Here is a 17,879-nt window from a genome sequence, read left to right as displayed (position 1 = left end):
ACGTCACTTATTTGAAAATAGAGTTTTACAGTTATTTTCAATGGTAGTTAGCATATTGAAATAAGCTTAAGCGTCATCCCCTGCATATTCTGCTGTCTTAGCCCTTTTAACTGCTGACACAGCCGCTGTTGCAGTTGCTGCAAGTAGCGCAGCGCCCGGGCGCTTAGCGGGTAACTCATCAGGCTGCCTTTAAACCCAAACTGATATCACGGATAAGCAACAGCTGGTTCATGCTGCTGGCCGGCGCTTCGTCGCGGATTATAGCAAACATCTGCTTTTCCTCCTGCGGCAGGGCCTGGTATTCGGCGATGATCTGATACAGCCAGATTTCGCTGTCCCACTCAAGTTGCTGCTGCGCCAGATACTCCAGCGCACTGAGCTTGCCGCCGTGGTCGATAACGCGCAGGTAAAAGTTCTCCACGTCGGTTTTCAGTGCCTGCTGCCGCGCGGCGATGGCTTCATCCTGCCATTGCTGGCCAAAACTGGCCGCTGGGGTGTCGCTTAGCTGCACCGCCTTATGCCGTGGCAGCGCGCGCACTAATTCAGCCAATATTTGCCGCTCGCTGGCTTTATCCAGTGCTATCGCTGCCTGCGGCTTAATCGCAGCGGCCTGATTAAACAGTTGTGGCAACTCGCTGCGGTTGGGGTAATCCGCCGGTTGGTATTTCGGATGCTGACGCAAAAACGCCGCCATATTAGTAATTAACATTGAGCGCGCTTGCTGCTGGCGGAATTTGGCCAGTAGCTCGACTAAACGCTTTTGCACTTCTAATAAGCTACTGTGATGCGAGCTGAGCTGATTTTGCAGCTGACTTACCAGCAGCTTACGCAGATGGTTGTTGCCCTCGGCCAACTCAATTAATTCGCTGAAATCCAGCAGCACCAAGCCATCGAGCAAACGGCGCAATTGCTTTTGTGCCCGCTCGTTTTCGCGGATTTTATCATCCAGGCTGGCGACAAAACCAAAATCGCTGTTTAGCCGGTGCCATAAGCTGTCTATCGCCTCTTCAAACTGGCCACTTAAATCGTGCACATGCTCGGTTAAGCGCTGTAGCTGCAGCTCAGCCACGCTGTAATCGCCTTTGTACTGCGCATCACGGTAAGCCTGCACGCGGTTGCGGATTTGCTCTAACTTTTCGGCGACATCAGCATTAATCTGCCGGCGGTTTTCATCGGCCACCATGCTGGCAATCAGCTCGCTGACCAAAGGCCGCAGCGCCAGCGCTTGCTGCTCGTCCGGCCGCCATAAAATCCGCGCCGCGATCAGTTTTTTCAGTGCGCCTTCGCTAAAGGCGGTTTCATCAATAAAACCATCTAAGTAGCCCTGCATCAGCGCTTTGTGGTGCTTGCCCAATAAGGCTAAGCGTTCGGCGCCGATAGTAAACAGGTTAGAGGCTGTGCTTGTGCTGCTGCCCGAATCGGTCGGCGCCATCAGATTAACGCCTCCTGCGTTGGCGTATCGTCCACCGGCAGATGCTCTTCATCGCGGATAAAGCGGATAACATCAATTAAATAATCAATCTTGCCGGTAACAATATAGTACTGCCGGTCGTGGTGTGGCTGCAGCAGGTAGCCATGCTCTTTTAAGCGGCGGAAAATCAGCTTGATCTGGTTATCCAGCTGCTCGCTCTGGCTGTTAAAAAAGCGGTCGCCGGCCAACTGGTTCAGGCGCTGGCGCAGGCTTTGGTTATCCTCAGTGCGCAGGATAAATTCCTGCAGCTTAATGGTATCACCGGCGGTTAAGGCGCTATCGCGACCCATGGTTTCCTGCACCAGTTGCAACCACTCCAACAGCGGCAGCAACGACTGCACCGTTAAGGCAAACTGGCTGCTTAGCTGCTCGCGTGCTTCTTTGGTCAGCTCGTGATAGCCAAGAAAAAACACGCTGTTGTCATCATTAGCCACCAAGCGGCGGTTTAACGGCCGCAGGTAGTGGTTAATCTCCTGTTGGGTTTGCTCAATGCTTAACCGGCGAAAGCCATCTTCGTCGCTGACCTGGCAAATAAAATCGCCGGCCAGCAGGCGCTCAAGTAAAGGTCCGTGTTGCAACATCAGCTTGCCTCCTGCTGTTTGCCGGCCAATCGCTCGGCTAAGCGGCTGATTTTAGGTTGAATACGTTTTAACTGCCGCTTGCCGGGATCTTGCTGGCTGGGCTCAATTAAATAGCGGTGCGAAAACAGCATTAATACGTCTGACTCCGGATTAGGGAAAGCGCCAACAATCACAATATTGTTGCTGCTGCAGGCGGCAAACAGCTTTTCCACGTTGTGATAAGCCAGGGTACCAATTTCATCTATCGGCCAGTGGATCGCCACCTTGGCATCGCCACGCAGTAACCGCGTAAAGGCCAGCAGATACTTACATAAAATCAGGTACGCCATACCATGGCTGGACGACTCAAGTAATTGGCGGTCATTTTTAATTACCAGCTCAGAGCCACCTTCGCTTAAATGCAGCTCAAGGCGCAGCAAAGACTCAATGCTGTATTGCTCATCGGCGCGCAGCAGCTCGACCACATCGGCCAGGGCATTAAGGTAGTGCTCCGACGGCAAGGCTTTGCCCGAGGCGGCCCAGTCGTCATACAGTTTGGCGAAATGCTTTAACGGCTGCCAGAATCCCAGCTCGTCGATGGTGGATAAAATGCGTACTTCAGAGCGGCTGATGCCTTCGAGCACTAAATCATCGGCTACCGCTTCGCTTAAACGCCGGCTTTGCAGCGCTATACGGCGGTTAATATCGCTGAACACCGTGAAGAACTTTTTCAGATCGCCGCCAATATTCTCGCCCATCTCCAACAACTGCTGCTGCGCATCTTTTAAAATTTGCAGCAGGCTGTGCAATATCGGTAATTGCCGGCGTTTACCGGCAAATTCCGGCAGTTGTCGCCGCTCGTGCTGCAGCCGGTCTAAAAACTCCGGCCCGGCATCTTTACTCAGCATGGTTTCAAACTGCTCCAGCGCGGTTTTTAACGCACTGTCGAGTTTGCTGCGTTGCTCCAGCGCTTCGTTGGCACGGGCCAGACGTTCGATAATATCGCCCGGGGCAGTAAACCCGGCCGGGCTGACATCGGACAAATGCAACTCATTAAAGCGGGCAAACACCGGCCGCAACTGCGCCAGTAACTGCTCGGCTTGAGCCATCAGCTCCTGCTGTTGGCGTTTTTGCTCTTCGAGCTTTTTCTGGTTAGCGCTGTAATCGGTTTTCTGCTGCTCCAATGCCTGTTTTACACTACGCAGCTGCTGTTTTAACTCAGTTTCTTTGCCCAGCAGTTCCGGCCGTAATTGCTGCCAGTCCAGCGCGATAAATTTCTGCCAGGCAGTCAGTTCATCCTGGCGCGCTTCTACCGCTTTAATCCCGGTTTTTAACTGTTCCTGCTTTTGCTTCAGCTCGGTTAACCGGCGTGGATCGATACCCTTGGCCGATAACTCTTCGTTAAACGCCTGTTGCAGTTCTTTGATCTGGTTTTTATTGTCGTCGCGCTTATGCTCCAACTGGCGCTCCAGCTCGTCGATTTGCTCGTCAAACACCTGCAGTTCGGCCTGCCAGTCGGCTTTATGTTCCAGTTTCTGGCTGTTATGGTCGGCTTTCAGTGCCTGTAAATCGGTCTGTTGCTGCTGTTTTAGTTTCTCCAGCTGCTGTTGCTGCGCGCTAAGCTCTGTCTTAACGCTGGCCTGGCGTGTTGCCACCAGTTCACGCTGCTGTGCCTGGAGCCGGTTGCGTGCATCACGGGCGTATTCGATATTCTGCTCATACTGGGTCAGCTGCCACTGCGCCTGTTCCAGCTGGCCACGGCTAAGCTCAGCCTGCTCATGCAACTGTTGCAGCGCTTTTTCTGCCTCAGCTTTATTAGCGGTAGCTTGTGCCAGCTGCTGTTCGGCTGCAGCAATACGGTGGCGAATAGCGGCTTCATCCTGGGCATAGTCCGGCGTGTCTATTGCCGCCAGCTCAAGTTGCAGGCCATACAGGCTGTCGGTTAGCGCTGCCAAATGCGGCTGTAAATCCTGCCGCTCTAATAAGCGCTCATCCAGCACCTTACCCAGCTTTTGCTCCCAGCCGTTGTAGTGCAGGCGCAGGAAATGGCGCAAACTGCCCTGCTCCGGCGTCAGCTGGCGGTGTAGCTGCTGCAATTGATACGAGGCGCTGTGCAGCGCTTTGCGGCTGTGCTCCAGCTGCTGATCAGTATTATCCCGCGCAGTGCGGGCGTGCTGATGCTGCTGTTGTAACTGCTGTAACTGGCGGCCTTGTTGCTGTGCCTGCTGCTGGGCTTGCTCTAGGCGCAGCTCAGCACTGCGCTGCTGTTCTAACTCCTCTTCTGTCAGCTGTGATGCGGCTAACTGGCTTTGCAGTACCGCTATGCTGCTACTGATACTGCTTAGCTGATCAGCAAACTGCTGCTGCGCCTGCTGCAAACGACTTTGAAACGCCTGCTCCAGCGCGGCCAGCTTGTTGTCTTGTTGCTCGCGGGTAGCATCTTTTTGCTGCTGCAGCTGGCGGGCTTTACCGCGGTGCTGCTCACTTAAGCGGTTAAAGGCCTCGGCCAGCTTGATTTTGCGCTGCTCCAGCTGGCGCTCTAAGTCGCCATGCTGCTCTACCATCAACTGGTATTGCTCCAGCGTTTCTTCCAACTGCTCGCGCCACAGCGGCAAGGCATCGCTGTCGCGCTGCAATTTCGGCATATCTTTGCTGTCAAAGTCGTCATAGCGCTGCTGCAGTTGATCTAAGCGCGCACCGGTTTCGTGTAAGCCAGCTTCGGCCTTTACCAGGCTGCTGTTTAGCTCCAGCTGCTGTTGGCTGAATTGCTCTTTTAAACTTTGCAGCTCACCGCGCAGCGTATTAACCTGCTGTTCGGCGTCGGCTTTGCGTTGCTTTTGCGCGCTTTCATCCTGCTGTAACAGCGGCAGTAAGGCCGCTAACTGCGCCTCGCTGGCGTCCAGTTGCTGCGCCAGCTGTTGCAAGCGCTCAAAGTCGTGCTGCAGTTTGTCTAACCGCATTGACTGGCGCATTTGCAGGATCCACTCGCGCGCCTTGGTGTTTTTCACTTTCGTCGTCGGCAGGGTGACGCCGTCTTCTTCAAAAATGGCCGCCAGCATCGCTTTTAGCGTGTCCATTTTGCCTTCTTTGGCGTGCACGGCACTAACCAGCTTTTCAATGTGGCGCAGCTTATGACCGCTGCTGACCAAACTAAAACCGGCAGCTAAGCGGCGTAATTTCACGCTGTCGGCATTATTACCACGCAGCGCAGCGGCATCGTTTTGAATTATACTGCGATATTCACTGGTAGCGCTGATTTTGGCCGACACCTGCACCTCGGGCCGGCTGCGCATGCTGGCGGCCCAGTCGCTGTAGCTCATGGCTTTGACGCCATCTTCGCTTTGCGTCAGATAAAAATCACTCTGGTAGGGCGCGCCGACAAAGCGGTAATCCACGCCACCATCGCTTTTACGCGTTAACACCACCTGGCAGATGGCACCGTCTTCGCGCTGATATTCGTAAATCAGATAACTGTTGGAAAACGGCAGATAAAATTCATCAAACTTTTTACGGGTTTTCGGTACCACGCGGTTTGGCTGCTCGCCATAAAATACCGGCACCAGCCGTTGCAGTGTGGTTTTACCCGAGGCATTGGTACCGCAAATATTAGTGTGCTGATCCAGCTGCAATTCCACCACACCGGGCAGATGAGTGTGCAACAGCACAATACGAAGTAATTGAGACATAGCGCATCCTGTCAGCCGCGCTGTTGTAAGCTTAAATTGCGCGCGGTGGGTATCAAATATTGCCGGTTATTATCCACGGAATGGTTACAAACGCCAGCAAAACGCTGGCTTAGTCGGTTATTGCCGGCTTCTTACTCAAGGTGCGCCAGCACCATTCTAATGGCCCCAGGTTAAAGTGGCTGAAGTACCAGCGGCAGAACAGCGGTTGCAGCACAATCATGCTTATAGCAATGCCCAGCAACGCAGCACGATCGAGGCTGGCGAACCAATCCGGCCGTATTACACGAAACAGTAATACCATCAACAGCGTTTGGCCGATATAAAGCGAAAAAGCCATCCTGCCGCAGGGCGCTAACCATCGTTGCAGCCAGGCATTTTCGCGCCGGTGAATTAATACGCTGGCAAACGACAACGCCATTAACAACATAGCAATCTGTTCCCACGGCAGTGCGGTGTTCAGGCCATAGCCATATCCGGTAACATGGTCTGACAGAACGGTGACGCTGCTGATAGCAAACGCAAGCCAGAACAGTATTTTTGTCGTTGCCGCGCTATAGCCTGTCTCAAACCACGCACTTTTATACAGCGAAACACCAAACAGCATTATTGCTGCCATCAGCCAATACAAAGACAATGCAAATGCTATCAGCATAAGCACGGCATAAATCACATTCTGTATTACCTGCTCAAGGTAAGGCCCGGCCCAAAACTGTTGCTCAGCGGCTACCATTTCAGCAGTTAAAGGCAGCAGCGGTTCAGCTTGAGCAAACAACAAATAAACGACATATAACAGCGGCAAAACCAAACCATAAGCAAAAAACTGCACGGCTTTACGCCATAAGGCGCCACTATCCAGTTGTAAATACCCCCGCTGCAGCACAATAAGCCCTGTCAGCGCATACCAAAGTAAAACATCACCACTCCACAGTAACACACCATGCAACACACCGAACAGGCAAAGCCAATACAGCCGTCGCTGCAGATAACCTTGGCCATACTGTTGAAAAATCAACCACATACTGACACCAAACAGCAAATTAAATAGCGTCAAAAAACGGCCGGATATTAACAGGGTCTGTAAATTATATAAGCCGGTATCCGCTAAGCTGACACCGGCCTCATGCCAGATCAGGTTGTGCGCATAGTCAATTGGATAAGCAAAGGCAAAAATGTTCATCAGCAATATGCCCAAAACGGCAAAACCACGAATGATATCGAGCTGAGGCAAACGCTGCATAAACAACCTGCTGAAACGACAGGCGTGAAAACAGCTGCTGTTTCGTTTTAGTTTAGTGAACAGAAAGTATCTTTAATTTGTATTGAAAACACAACAAACAATTGAAAAACAGCTGGTTAAGTTGTTCTTATCCGGGCAACGTCACGCCGGATATAACAAACCCTTAAAGGGCATGCACAAAATGCACAAAATCAGCAAAACGCTCTAATTGCAGCTTAAGCACACAATGTTGAGCAAAACTGCCTTTGCTTCCAGGCTTGCGCTGCGGCCTGAGTTCATTTGCTGTTCAGCCGCGACAAAAACTAAAACTATGATCAACAGGGCTGGATAGATGAAACCATATAATACACTTTTGCCGGTGCTGGCATTGTCATGCCTGACACCAACACTGCACGCCACTGAAACTGAACAAGATTTAGCAGCACAGCTTGCCAAACTCAGCGCGCAGGTAGCTGAATTACAACAACAGGCCGACTCCCCGGCTATTAGTCTGAGCGGCCGCGTGCAGCTGGATTACAACTGGTTTAACGGTGCCTACAACGCTAATGAAAACGGCAGCAGCGGCAGTGATTTATTTCCACGCCGTGTGCGGGCGGCGATAGCTTCAGAATTTGAACACTGGGACCACAGCTTACTGCTGGAATTTGCCGAAGGTACGGCCGAAATTATTATGGCGCGGGTGCGCTATTCCGGTTTCGACAATGGCCTGCGCCTGCAATTTGGTAAGTTACGCGAAGATATCTCGCTTAACGCACTAACCAGCAGCAAAAATACCGGCCTGATAGAGCGCAGCAGTTTGGCCGATACCTTCTCACCTTACTTCCGCTGGGGCGCCTCGGCGTATCAGTACAATAAAAACAACGGCCTGCGCTGGGCGTTGGGGCTATATAAAAACGATGCCTTTGGCGCCGATGGTAAAGACGACAGCGGTAAGTTAGCGCTGGCCTACACTGGCCGCTTAACCTGGTCGAACACCTCTGCCGATCAGGTATGGCATCTGGGTGCCTGGCATTCGCAGCGCGATATGGCCGGCAATGAGCTGGCAGCACGGGTTGCCCGTGGTGAGCTGCGGGAAACGGCAGTACGGCTGGTTGATTATGCCGCCGGAGGCGAGGTGGTCGCGCTGGACAGTTTACGCCAGTCGGGGTTGGAGCTGGCTTACCAGCTGCGCAGCCTGACGCTGGAAGCGGAATACGCAATGCGTACCCTGGATACCGTCGACAATGCCAGCCTGCTCGATGGCACCGACCACAGCGGTTATTACCTTAACGCCAGCTTTTTCCCCGGTGGCGAGCAGCGCCCCTACAGCGCCGGCTCAGCCGTATTTGGCCAGCCGAAAGACATCCGCAACGCCTGGGAGCTGATCGCCCGTGTCAGCCGGCTTAACACCGCCAACGCCGGCCAGGGTACCGATGTCACCACTTACACCGTCGGTGGCGCTTATTACCTGAACCCGAAAGTAAAATTTATGGCCAACCTGCTGCACAGCAGTGTGTCCGGCGCTGGCCAGCAAGCACTTAGCGGCGATGAAGACAGCGGCACCGGTTTTGCCGCCCGCGTCCAGTACTTATTCTAGGAAACCTTAAGATGAACATAATCAACTTACTGAAAAAATCCGCCCTGGCGGCGGTACTGGCCGGCTTTTGCCACAGCGCGCTGGCCGAACTGCATATTATTATTCCAGGCGGCCCGGGCGGCGGCTGGGATACCACAGCGCGCAGTGTAGGTGAAGCCTTAATGAAATCCGGCCTGGAAAGCCGCACCTCATTTCAGAATATGTCCGGCGGCGGTGGCGGCCGCGCCATTGCCTATATGATTGAAATAGGTAACAAGAAAAACGACATTCTGATGGTGAACTCTACCCCTATCGTGATCCGCGCGCTATCCGGCGCTATCCCCTACAGCCACCGCGACCTGACCCCGGTAGCTAATCTGATAGCCGACTATGGTGCCTTTGTGGTGCGTAACGACTCGCCCCTGACCAGTTGGCAGCAGGTGATTGAACAGCTGAAAGCTAACCCGGCCGGCTTAAAATTTGCCGGAGGCTCGGCGCGCGGCAGTATGGACCATTTGGTGGCAGCCCGGGCAATTGCTGCAGCCGGTATTCCGGGCCGTAACCTGCGCTATATCCCCTATGATGCCGGCGGCCAGGCAAAAGCCGGCTTGCTGTCAGGTGAAGTAGAGCTGCTGTCTACCGGGCTAAGTGAAGCGCTGGAGCTGGCCAACGGCGGCCAGGCGCGCATTCTGGCGATGACCGCAGAGCAGCCGGTGGCTGATTACCCGGATATACCTACGCTGAAATCACTGGGTTATGACATGAGCTTTACTAACTGGCGTGGTTTTTTCGCCGCGCCCGGCACCCCGGCAGAGCAAATAGCAGCCTACAACGCCACCCTGCAGAAAATGCTGCAAACACCGGAATGGGAAAGCGTGCGCGCCCGTAACGGCTGGCTCAATCTGTATCAGGGGCCACAAGAGTTTGCCGCCGCACTGGCCGAACAAGAGCAGGAACTTAAGCAGGTCATGCTGGACCTGGGTTTTATCCGTAACTAACCGTCAGAGGCAGCAATGTTAAATCGCGACACGTTAGGCGCACTGATTTTTCTGGCATTTTTTACCGCTTATGCGGTGTTTGCCTGGCAAATTCCGTTGCTGCCATTTGAAGAAATGGACGCCGTTAATTCGGCGTCTATCCCCAAAGTTTATGCCGTGCTGGGGCTGATGTTCAGCCTGCTGGCACTGCTGGCACAAGCTATTAAGCGCCAGCATAGCAGCGGCGAAGGCTGGCCACAGATTAACCTCAGGAGTATCGGCCAAACCGCAGTATTACTGCTGTTAATGTGGGTTTATACCGCTTTACTGGAACCTATCGGCTTTTTGCTGGCTACCTCTGTGTTTTTGTCTGCCGGCTTTTTTATTATGGGTGAACGCCGCTGGCGCGTGTTGCTACTGGCTTCGGTGCCGGTTGCCGTGGTGTTCTGGCTGATCATGACAAAGTTGCTGGGGATCTATCTGGTACCCGGCGAGCTGTGGAGTTAACTTATGTTAGATGGCATTTTACTTGGTCTGTCGACCGCGCTGCAGTGGCAAAATCTGCTGTACGTTATTGCCGGTTGCTTTGTCGGCACCTTTATCGGCATGCTACCCGGCCTTGGGCCCATTACCGCTATTGCGCTGATGATCCCCATCACCTACAGCATTGACCCCAGCTCAGGCATGATCCTGATGGCCGGGGTGTATTACGGTGCTATTTTCGGCGGCTCTACCTCGTCTATTTTAATTAACGCACCCGGCGTAGCCGGCACAGTAGCATCATCGTTTGACGGCTATCCGCTGGCGAAACAAGGTATGGCCGGCAAAGCACTGGCCATTGCAGCCTGGGCCTCGTTTACCGGCGGCACTATCGGTGCGTTATTGCTGATGCTGGCCGCACCCACGCTGGCAAAAGTATCGCTGAGCTTTCAGTCGGCCGACTATGTCGCGCTAATGTGCCTGGGCCTGACTGCTATAGCGGCGTTTTCTAACAAAGGCACCTTTTTAAAAGCCATGATGATGACAGTGTTCGGCCTGACGTTATCCACCGTAGGCATAGATCCATCCTCCGGCACCGAGCGCTTTACCTTTGGCAATACCGACTTGCTCGACGGCATCTCGTTTTTACTGATTGCGATGTCGACCTTTGCACTGGCTGAAGCCCTGAGTAATGTACTGAAGCCGGAAGTAAAACAGGGCAACAGCGAGCAACCGATGCAAATTGGCTCTATCCGTTTAAGCAAAGCTGAAGTAAAAGAAATCAGCCCTACTATTGGCCGCTCGTCGTTGCTGGGCTTTATTATCGGCGTACTGCCCGGTGCCGGTGCTACCATTGCCAGCTTTATGGCCTATGCTGCCGAGCGTAATCTGGCACCCAAAGCCGTGCAGGAAAAGTTTGGCAAAGGCGCACTGCGCGGCCTGGCTGCACCGGAGTCTGCCAATAACGCGGCTTGTACCGGCTCTTTTGTACCGCTGCTAACCCTGGGTATTCCCGGCTCCGGCACCACGGCTATTATGCTGGGTGCGTTAATCGCCTATGGTATTCAGCCAGGGCCAATGCTGATGCAGGACAACCCGGATGTGTTTTGGGCGGTAATTATCAGTATGTATTTAGGCAATATAGTACTGCTTATTCTTAACCTGCCGCTGATCCCGTATCTGGCGCGGGTACTGATTATGCCCAAAGCTATCCTCACCATGATGATCCTGTTTTTCAGCCTGATTGGCGTTTATCTGGTGTCGTTTAATACCTTTGACCTGTTTATGATGATTGGCTTTGCGCTGATTGCGCTGGTGCTGCGCCTGCTGGCGTTTCCGATGGCGCCGCTGCTGCTGGGGTTTATCCTCGGTGATATGATAGAAAGTAACGTTCGCCGCGCCATGATGACGTCAGACGGTTCACTGAGTATCTTCTGGGATAAGCCGCTGACACTGGGTATTATGCTGCTGGCCATAATAGTACTGGCCATGCCGTTGCTAAGCTTTCTGCGCTTACGTAAGGCCGCGGTGTAGTAACAAAGAACCGGATATACAGCAGGAGCAGCATGAAACGACCTAAAAAGCTCGAAACAAGGTTAATTCTCTGGGTTACCGGCCTGTGCCTGCTGCAATTGCTGGTATTTGGCAGCATAGTGTATGCGCTGCTGGCAGAAAACCTGCAGCAGCAAACCGGCGAACGCGCGCTCACCCTGGCCAGCGCCGTGGCCAGCCGGCCCGATGTGCAACGCGCACTTCAACTGGGCTATGCCGACAGCCGCCTGCTTAGCGCTATAGAGCAATTACGCCAGCTGGCCCAAGCCGATTTTATTGTGCTTGGCGATACCTTACAGCGGCGGCTGATCCACCCGGACAACAGCAAAATTGGCTTGGCTATGATAGGCGATGACAGCCGGCGTGCATTAAACGGTGAGCGCTATATCTCGGAAGCCACCGGCAGTTTAGGTTTGTCTGTCCGTGGCAAGGTACCGGTGCTAAGCGACAGCGGCGCTGTTATTGGTTTGGTGTCGGTAGGCTATTTGCAGCAATCTATCCGGCCTTTGCTGTACAGCCACGGCTTACAGTTACTGCTGCTGGGTTTGTTACTGGTAGCCTTGGGCGTATTCAGCTCTATATGGATCAGCCGCCGCGTACGCCATGCTATTTTTGGCTTACAGCCGGATGAAATCGGCCGCTTATTTGCCGAACAGGAAGCCATATTAAACACTGTACGCTCCGGCATTATTGCCGTAGACCCGGATGGCCGCATCCGTAAGCTGAACCAGCGCGCCTGTGAAATCCTCGAACTGGCGCCGGCACGGCATAATGGCAAACTCAGCCTGCATGACGTACTGCCCGACCACAGCGCTTATTTGCTGGCCGATCAGCACCTGCCGATCCGTGGCTTCGAACTGTTTGCCGCCGGTAAACGCATTGTAATGGGCCGCTCGGTATTACAGGTACAGGGCCAAACCGACGGCGTACTGCTTAGCATGCGCCCGGTAGATGAGTTGGAATACTTAAGCCAGCAACTGGCCAAATTGCAGGAATTTGCCGAGCTGCTGCGGGTGCAAACCCATGATTACGCCAATAAGCTCAACACTCTGGGCGCGTTAATCCAGATGGGCGCTTACGATAAAGCCATAGAGCTGATTGGCCAGGAATCGCAAGGCTTTCAGGCACAAATTCATAACCTGCTCGAGCATGTCAGCGAACCACTGATTGCCGGGTTGCTGCTGGGTAAACACCATAAAGCCCGCGAGATGAATATCCGCTTTGAAGTCAGCAGTGACAGCCAGCTGGCGCTGATCCAGCGCAAAGACATGGCAGAACTGGTGTCTATTCTGGGCAATCTGATCGACAACGCACTGGAAGCAGCGCAACATGCGGTGCGCTTTCGGGCCCCGGCAGTGCGGGTAACGCTGGATGATGTCGGTACTAACCTGATTTTTGATGTCGAAGACAGCGGCTTTGGCCTGGCTGCCGATCTGGACACCATTTTCACACCGCAGTACAGTTCCAAAGACGACGCCCGGCACGGCATTGGTATGTACCTGGTAAAAACCCACCTTGATGCCTGCCACGGCACGTTAGAAGTGGGCAAGTCTGATCTTGGCGGCGCCAGGCTCAGTGTGTTTATCCCTAAACTCGGCAGGCAAAACGCATGACCTACAGCGTTGTGATAGTGGAAGATGAAATAGAAGTAGCGCAATTGCTGGCGCAATACTTACTGACACCGGATAAGCGCCGTAACAATGCTCCGCGCTATCAGGTGCTGGGCATTGCCGGCGATCTGGCCACGGCCCGCTCGGTGTTATCGGCACTAAACCCGGCGTTGATCCTGCTGGATGTGTACCTGCCAGATGGCAGCGGCCTGACCTTACTGTCGGAGCTACGCGCCCGCGATACCAACAGCGAAATTATGCTGCTAACCGCCGCCAAAGAAGTACAGGTGCTGGAAAAAGCCATGCAATTGGGCGTTTGCGACTTTCTGGTCAAACCGATAATGTTGTCCAGGCTGGACCAGGCATTAAGCCGGTTTGAAGAAAAACAACTGCATTTATCGGCCGCACAAGAAGTCACCCAATCGGTAGTGGATGCGCTGTTTTTAAACCCAGCCGACAATGCCAAAGACAGCGGTAAAGACCATACCAATGTGCGCCTGCCCAAAGGCGTTGACAGCCTGACGCTGCAAAAAGTACGACAGGTTTTCAGTGCCACACCCGGGCAAGCCTACACCGCCCAGCGCATTGGCGAGCAACTGGGCATCAGCCGCTCTACCGCGCGGCGTTATCTGGAGTACTTACTGGAAAGCACAGAGCTGATGGTCGATCAAAACTACGGCGCCATCGGCCGGCCCGAGCGCAGCTACCGTAAGTGCTGACAGCCCTTGCCTGCGCCACCGGCTGCGGCAATCAGCGCTAAGTCGCGCTCAGCCACGTTAACTATCGCAGCCGGCATGGTTGCTATCCAGTTAACTTGACTTTTGTTAACAACAGCATTATAAATGCGAACCATTCTCATTGCATTTCATGTTAACAAGGTTGGTTATGTCTGTACTGCCCCGCTTTACTCCGTCCCGCATCGCTTTGGCATTGTTATTATGCAGCCCGCTGCTGCAAGCCAACGAGGATGTCATCGAGCATATCCAGGTTAGCGCCACGCGCAGCAGTGCGCCGGTGAGCACAGTGCCGGCCACCATAACCGTGATCACGCAGGAGCAAATTGCCAGTCAGCTGGCCTTTACCCAGGACATTTCGGCCATTTTGGGCAACCTGTTACCGGGCTTTTCCCCCAGCCGGCAAAAGCTGACCTCGGCCGGTGAAACCCTGCGTGGCCGTGAGCCGCTGTATATGATTGACGGTGTGCCACAGTCTAACCCGCTGCGTAACGGCTCGCGCGATGGTAAAACCATCGATCCGGCAATGATAGAGCGCATTGAAGTGATCCGCGGCGCTAATGCCATCCAGGGTATGGGCGCCAGCGGCGGCATTATTAATATTATTACCAAGTCGGCCGCTGACAACCGCCATCAGCTCAGCGCCGGCTTTACCACGCCAACGGCCGGCGGCAGCGACAGCCAAAGCTATAAAGCCAGTTACTTACACAGTTATCAGCAGCAGGACCTTAATCTGGTGGCCGGCGTAGCGGCCAGCGATACCGGTATGTACCGCGATGGCAACGGCAAGCTGATTGGTGTTGACGGCACCCAGGGCGATACCATGGACTCGCGCAGTATTGACGTATTTATCAAAGCGCGGCAGCAATTAAGCAGCGATCAAAGCCTGCAGCTGATGGTAAACCATTATAAGTTGCGCGGTAACGGCGACTATGTGCAGGTTGCCGGTGATGTGAAACTGGGTGTAGCGGCCACTTCAGTACGCGGTGAAACGCAAGGCCGGGCACCACAAAATAAAGTGACTACCGCTACGCTGGACTACCAGCACCAGGCCGTGTTGGGCGGCAGTTTAAGCTGGCAACTGTTTTTACAGGACTTTGCCGCCTTGTATGGCGGCGGCACCTTCGACGCCTTTCAGGACCCGGCTTACGGTGAGAACCTGTATGACCAATCACAGAATAAATCCACCAAGTACGGCAGCCGCTTAACCTGGTTTAAGCCTGATTTGGCATTACGCGGCTTGGACTTAAGCACCGGCTTTGATTGGTTACAGGATGAAACCTATCAGGAACTGGCGCTGACCGGCCGCAACTGGGTGCCGGAGGCGAAATTTAACAATCTCGCGCCCTTTGCTCAATTACGCTACAGCGCAATAACCGACTGGACCTTCAGCTTTGGTGGCCGTTATGAATACGGCAAATTAAAAGTCGCTGATTTTACTACCCTGGCGTCATACAACAGTACCTTTGTTGCGGGCGGCGAACCGGACTTTAACGAGCTGCTGAGCAATGCCGGTGTGGTATGGCAATTTCACCCTAATATGAGGTTGTACGGTAGCTACAGCGAAGGCTTTAGTATGCCGGATGTTGGCCGCGTGCTGCGGGATATCAACACTCCGGGGTTATCGGTAGAGAGCTTTTTAACCCTGCAGCCGGTCATTTCTGACAATCTGGAGCTGGGGCTGGAATTCAGCTTTGATAACTGGCAACTGCGCGCCAGCGCCTATCGCTCGGATTCTGATTTAGGCTCGCGTTTGCAACCCGATGCCGACGGTATTTACAGCGTAATGCGCGAGAAAACGGAAATAGACGGTATTGAAGCTGAAGGCCAGTATTATTTCAGCACAGACAGCCAGCTGGGCTTTAGTTATGCCCGCACTAATGGCCGTTACGACAGTAACGATGACAATGTGGTTGATAAAGACTTAGGCGGGGTAAACATTGCGCCAGAGCGGCTGAATTTATACTGGCAGCAGCAGTGGCTACCGACACTGAGCAGCCGGCTGCAGGCGAATGTGCTGCTTAGCCACACCTTGCATATCGGTAATAATCCAATTACTGGTGAACCTGTATATGAGCAATTTGACGGCTATACCACGCTGGATTTCAGCAGCAGCTACGACACCGCTTACGGCCGCTGGACCTTGGGTATAGAAAATCTGGCTGACAAACAGTACTTTACCTATTATGCCCAAAGTACGCCGGCCAATGGCCGTTACTTTGCCGGTATTGGCCGTACGCTGAACCTAAGCTGGAGCCACAGCTTTTAATGGGCTTATTTTAAATGGCCTTCACCGCGGCACGGCTGCATCGCTACCTAAGCTGGGTGCTGGGCATCTGGCTGGTATTGCTCTGTGTTAGCGGCGCGGTGTTGTTGTATAAAAACCCGCTGCTGCGCTGGCAATATCCGCAGTTGCAGCAGATCCAAGCGGTGGCCGATATCAGCCACTGGGGGCCGCTGCTTAACCAGTTGCAGCAAGATGCAGAGTTTCGTTATGTAAAATTCCCCGCCGCTGATGCGCTCTGGCTGGAAGCCGTGACGTTCGATAACCAGCGTCACTATTACAATCAGCAGCACCAGCTGCTGTTAACCCGCCGCGTGCACAGCGATTGGCTGGATTGGCTGTACGACTTTCATTTGCATTTGCTTGGCGGCGAAACCGGCCATACCGCAAACGGCGTGATCGGCCTGTTTAGCCTGCTGCTGTTACTTAGTGGCCTGTGGCAATGGTGGCCGCGCCGCTTCAGCCGCCGCCTGTTTTATCTGCCACGCCCGGACAGCAACCTGCGCAGCTTACGCCAGTACCATAGTGTGTTGGCACTGTTGCTGTTGCCGCTATTGCTGCTAACCAGTGCCACCGGCGCCATGATGGTGTTCAGTAAGCAAACGCAAAGCGTACTGCATACCTTAGTACCGCCCTCTGCCCCGCCGGCACAACCGCTGCGCAATATTGCGCCGGCACCGCTTAGTGCCACCAACTGGACCGCCGCCTTACAAAGCGCACAGCAGCATTGGCCCGTGCAGGCACTGCGGCTGGTAAGCCTGCGGCAAAAAAACACTGATCCGATAAGTTTTCGCGCCAAAGCCCGCGACGAATGGCACCCGAATGGCCGTGGCGTGCTGCAGCTTAACCCATTGGATAACAGCGTGCTGTACGCCGTGCCGGCGGCAGAGCTGGCAATGGCAGAGCGGTTGCGTAACATTTTTTACCCGCTGCATATCGCTGCGGTGGGCGGCACCTTGTATCAGCTGGCGTTGCTGCTAACCGGCGTGCTTAGCCTGGCGTTATTACTATTGGGGCTGTTGTTCAGCTGGCGCCGGCTTAAGGCTCGTTCAGCTCGTTATGATGCTTGCTGAATACCGGTATGGTTAGCTGCCATTTCATCGCCGCTAAGCGCAGCAGCAACAGTGCTGCCATGCCGCTGAGCATGGCCGGCAACTGCGCAACACCTAATGCCAGCAGGCCGGTGTACACCACGCCGCCGAAGATGCAGGTTACCGCGTATAGCTCACCGCGAAACACCATCGGGATATCGCGGCACAATACATCACGGATCATACCGCCACAGACACCGCTCATGGTGCCGAGCAAAATGGCCACCATGGTGGAAGTACCGTGATCCAGCGCCTTTTGCGTGCCCATAATGACAAAGAACGCCAGCCCCAGCGCATCAAACAATTGCAGGGTGTTATGCGGTATGGTTAAGCGGTTGCGCACCAGTAAGATGGTGGCTGCGGCAGCGATAAAGATAGCGTAAAAGTAGCTGTTATTATTGATCCAGATCACCGGGACATTAAGGATTAAATCGCGCAGCGTACCGCCGCCAATAGCGGTGACACTGGCCAATACTATTACGCCAAAACCGTCCATTTGTTTGCGCCAGGCGGCCAGAGTGCCGGACACGGCAAAGACGGCGATACCGAGTAAATCAAACCAATGAAAATAGTGTTCCATATCTGCCGCCGCCGCTTAGTTTAAGCCGCCAAATTAACAGGCTTTAGAAACAGCGTAAATAGG

At 53.8% G+C, this 17,879-nt stretch carries 14 protein-coding genes; 8 read left to right on the top strand and 6 right to left on the bottom strand.

Annotation, left to right across the window (positions count from 1 at the left end; all coding sequences use genetic code 11):
• Positions 1-47: 47 nt before the first annotated feature.
• The 5 genes from Q8O77_RS05995 to Q8O77_RS05975 all read right to left on the bottom strand — a co-directional run bounded on the left by Q8O77_RS05995 (position 48) and on the right by Q8O77_RS05975 (position 6,954).
• Positions 48-179, bottom strand: a complete 132-nt coding sequence (locus tag Q8O77_RS05995) for a hypothetical protein (RefSeq protein WP_305551943.1) — start codon at positions 177-179, stop codon at positions 48-50.
• A complete protein-coding gene (locus Q8O77_RS05990; protein ID WP_305551942.1) occupies positions 179-1,432 on the bottom strand; it encodes a hypothetical protein in 1,254 nt (417 codons plus the stop codon). Before Q8O77_RS05990 ends, Q8O77_RS05995 begins: the two co-directional genes overlap by 1 nt.
• A complete protein-coding gene (locus Q8O77_RS05985) occupies positions 1,432-2,052 on the bottom strand; it encodes a hypothetical protein (RefSeq protein ID WP_305551941.1) in 621 nt (206 codons plus the stop codon). The genes Q8O77_RS05990 and Q8O77_RS05985 overlap by 1 nt, the downstream gene beginning before the upstream one ends.
• Positions 2,052-5,717 (bottom strand): ATP-binding protein, encoded by a 3,666-nt coding sequence (locus tag Q8O77_RS05980; RefSeq protein WP_305551940.1) that lies wholly within the window; start codon positions 5,715-5,717, stop codon positions 2,052-2,054. The genes Q8O77_RS05985 and Q8O77_RS05980 overlap by 1 nt, the downstream gene beginning before the upstream one ends.
• Before the next feature lie 109 nt (positions 5,718-5,826).
• Positions 5,827-6,954 carry a DUF418 domain-containing protein gene (locus Q8O77_RS05975; RefSeq protein WP_305551939.1) on the bottom strand — a complete coding sequence of 376 codons (1,128 nt, stop codon included), beginning with the start codon at positions 6,952-6,954 and terminating at the stop codon, positions 5,827-5,829.
• A 331-nt stretch (positions 6,955-7,285) separates the two neighbouring features.
• On the opposite strand from Q8O77_RS05975, the gene Q8O77_RS05970 reads away from it, so the two are divergent.
• The 8 genes from Q8O77_RS05970 (at position 7,286) to Q8O77_RS05935 (ending at position 17,218) form a co-directional block, all read left to right on the top strand.
• Positions 7,286-8,530 (top strand): OprO/OprP family phosphate-selective porin, encoded by a 1,245-nt coding sequence (locus Q8O77_RS05970; RefSeq protein WP_305551938.1) that lies wholly within the window; start codon positions 7,286-7,288, stop codon positions 8,528-8,530.
• Between the two features lie 11 nt (positions 8,531-8,541).
• Complete coding sequence (locus Q8O77_RS05965) at positions 8,542-9,507, top strand: tripartite tricarboxylate transporter substrate binding protein (RefSeq protein WP_305551937.1); 966 nt, start codon at positions 8,542-8,544, stop codon at positions 9,505-9,507.
• Positions 9,508-9,522: 15 nt separating this feature from the next.
• Complete coding sequence (locus Q8O77_RS05960; RefSeq protein ID WP_305551936.1) at positions 9,523-9,993, top strand: tripartite tricarboxylate transporter TctB family protein; 471 nt, start codon at positions 9,523-9,525, stop codon at positions 9,991-9,993.
• 3 nt (positions 9,994-9,996) lie between these two features.
• Entirely contained in the window at positions 9,997-11,499 is a 1,503-nt protein-coding gene (locus tag Q8O77_RS05955) for a tripartite tricarboxylate transporter permease (RefSeq protein WP_305551935.1), read from the top strand.
• 32 nt (positions 11,500-11,531) lie between these two features.
• Positions 11,532-13,130, top strand: coding sequence for a sensor histidine kinase (locus Q8O77_RS05950; RefSeq protein ID WP_305551934.1), 1,599 nt, complete (start codon positions 11,532-11,534; stop codon positions 13,128-13,130).
• On the top strand, positions 13,127-13,846 hold the full coding sequence (locus Q8O77_RS05945; protein ID WP_305551933.1) for a response regulator: 720 nt from the start codon (positions 13,127-13,129) through the stop codon (positions 13,844-13,846). Before Q8O77_RS05950 ends, Q8O77_RS05945 begins: the two co-directional genes overlap by 4 nt.
• A gap of 166 nt (positions 13,847-14,012) precedes the next feature.
• Positions 14,013-16,130: a TonB-dependent receptor gene (locus Q8O77_RS05940; protein ID WP_305551932.1), complete on the top strand. Its 2,118-nt coding sequence runs from the start codon at positions 14,013-14,015 to the stop codon at positions 16,128-16,130.
• A 14-nt stretch (positions 16,131-16,144) separates the two neighbouring features.
• The gene (locus tag Q8O77_RS05935; RefSeq protein WP_305551931.1) at positions 16,145-17,218 is read left to right on the top strand and encodes a PepSY domain-containing protein; all 1,074 of its coding nucleotides are present in this window, start codon (positions 16,145-16,147) and stop codon (positions 17,216-17,218) included.
• Here Q8O77_RS05935 and Q8O77_RS05930 read toward each other — a convergent pair.
• Positions 17,184-17,816 carry a trimeric intracellular cation channel family protein gene (locus Q8O77_RS05930; RefSeq protein ID WP_305551930.1) on the bottom strand — a complete coding sequence of 211 codons (633 nt, stop codon included), beginning with the start codon at positions 17,814-17,816 and terminating at the stop codon, positions 17,184-17,186. The two genes, Q8O77_RS05935 and Q8O77_RS05930, sit on opposite strands and share 35 nt — an antisense overlap.
• Between the last annotated feature and the right edge of the window lie 63 nt (positions 17,817-17,879).

The organism is Rheinheimera sp. (assembly GCF_030690345.1).
Classification (GTDB): Bacteria; Pseudomonadota; Gammaproteobacteria; order Enterobacterales; family Alteromonadaceae; genus Alishewanella.
The sequence above is the reverse complement of the archived record's forward strand: the minus strand, read 5'-3'. Positions and strand labels throughout refer to the sequence as shown.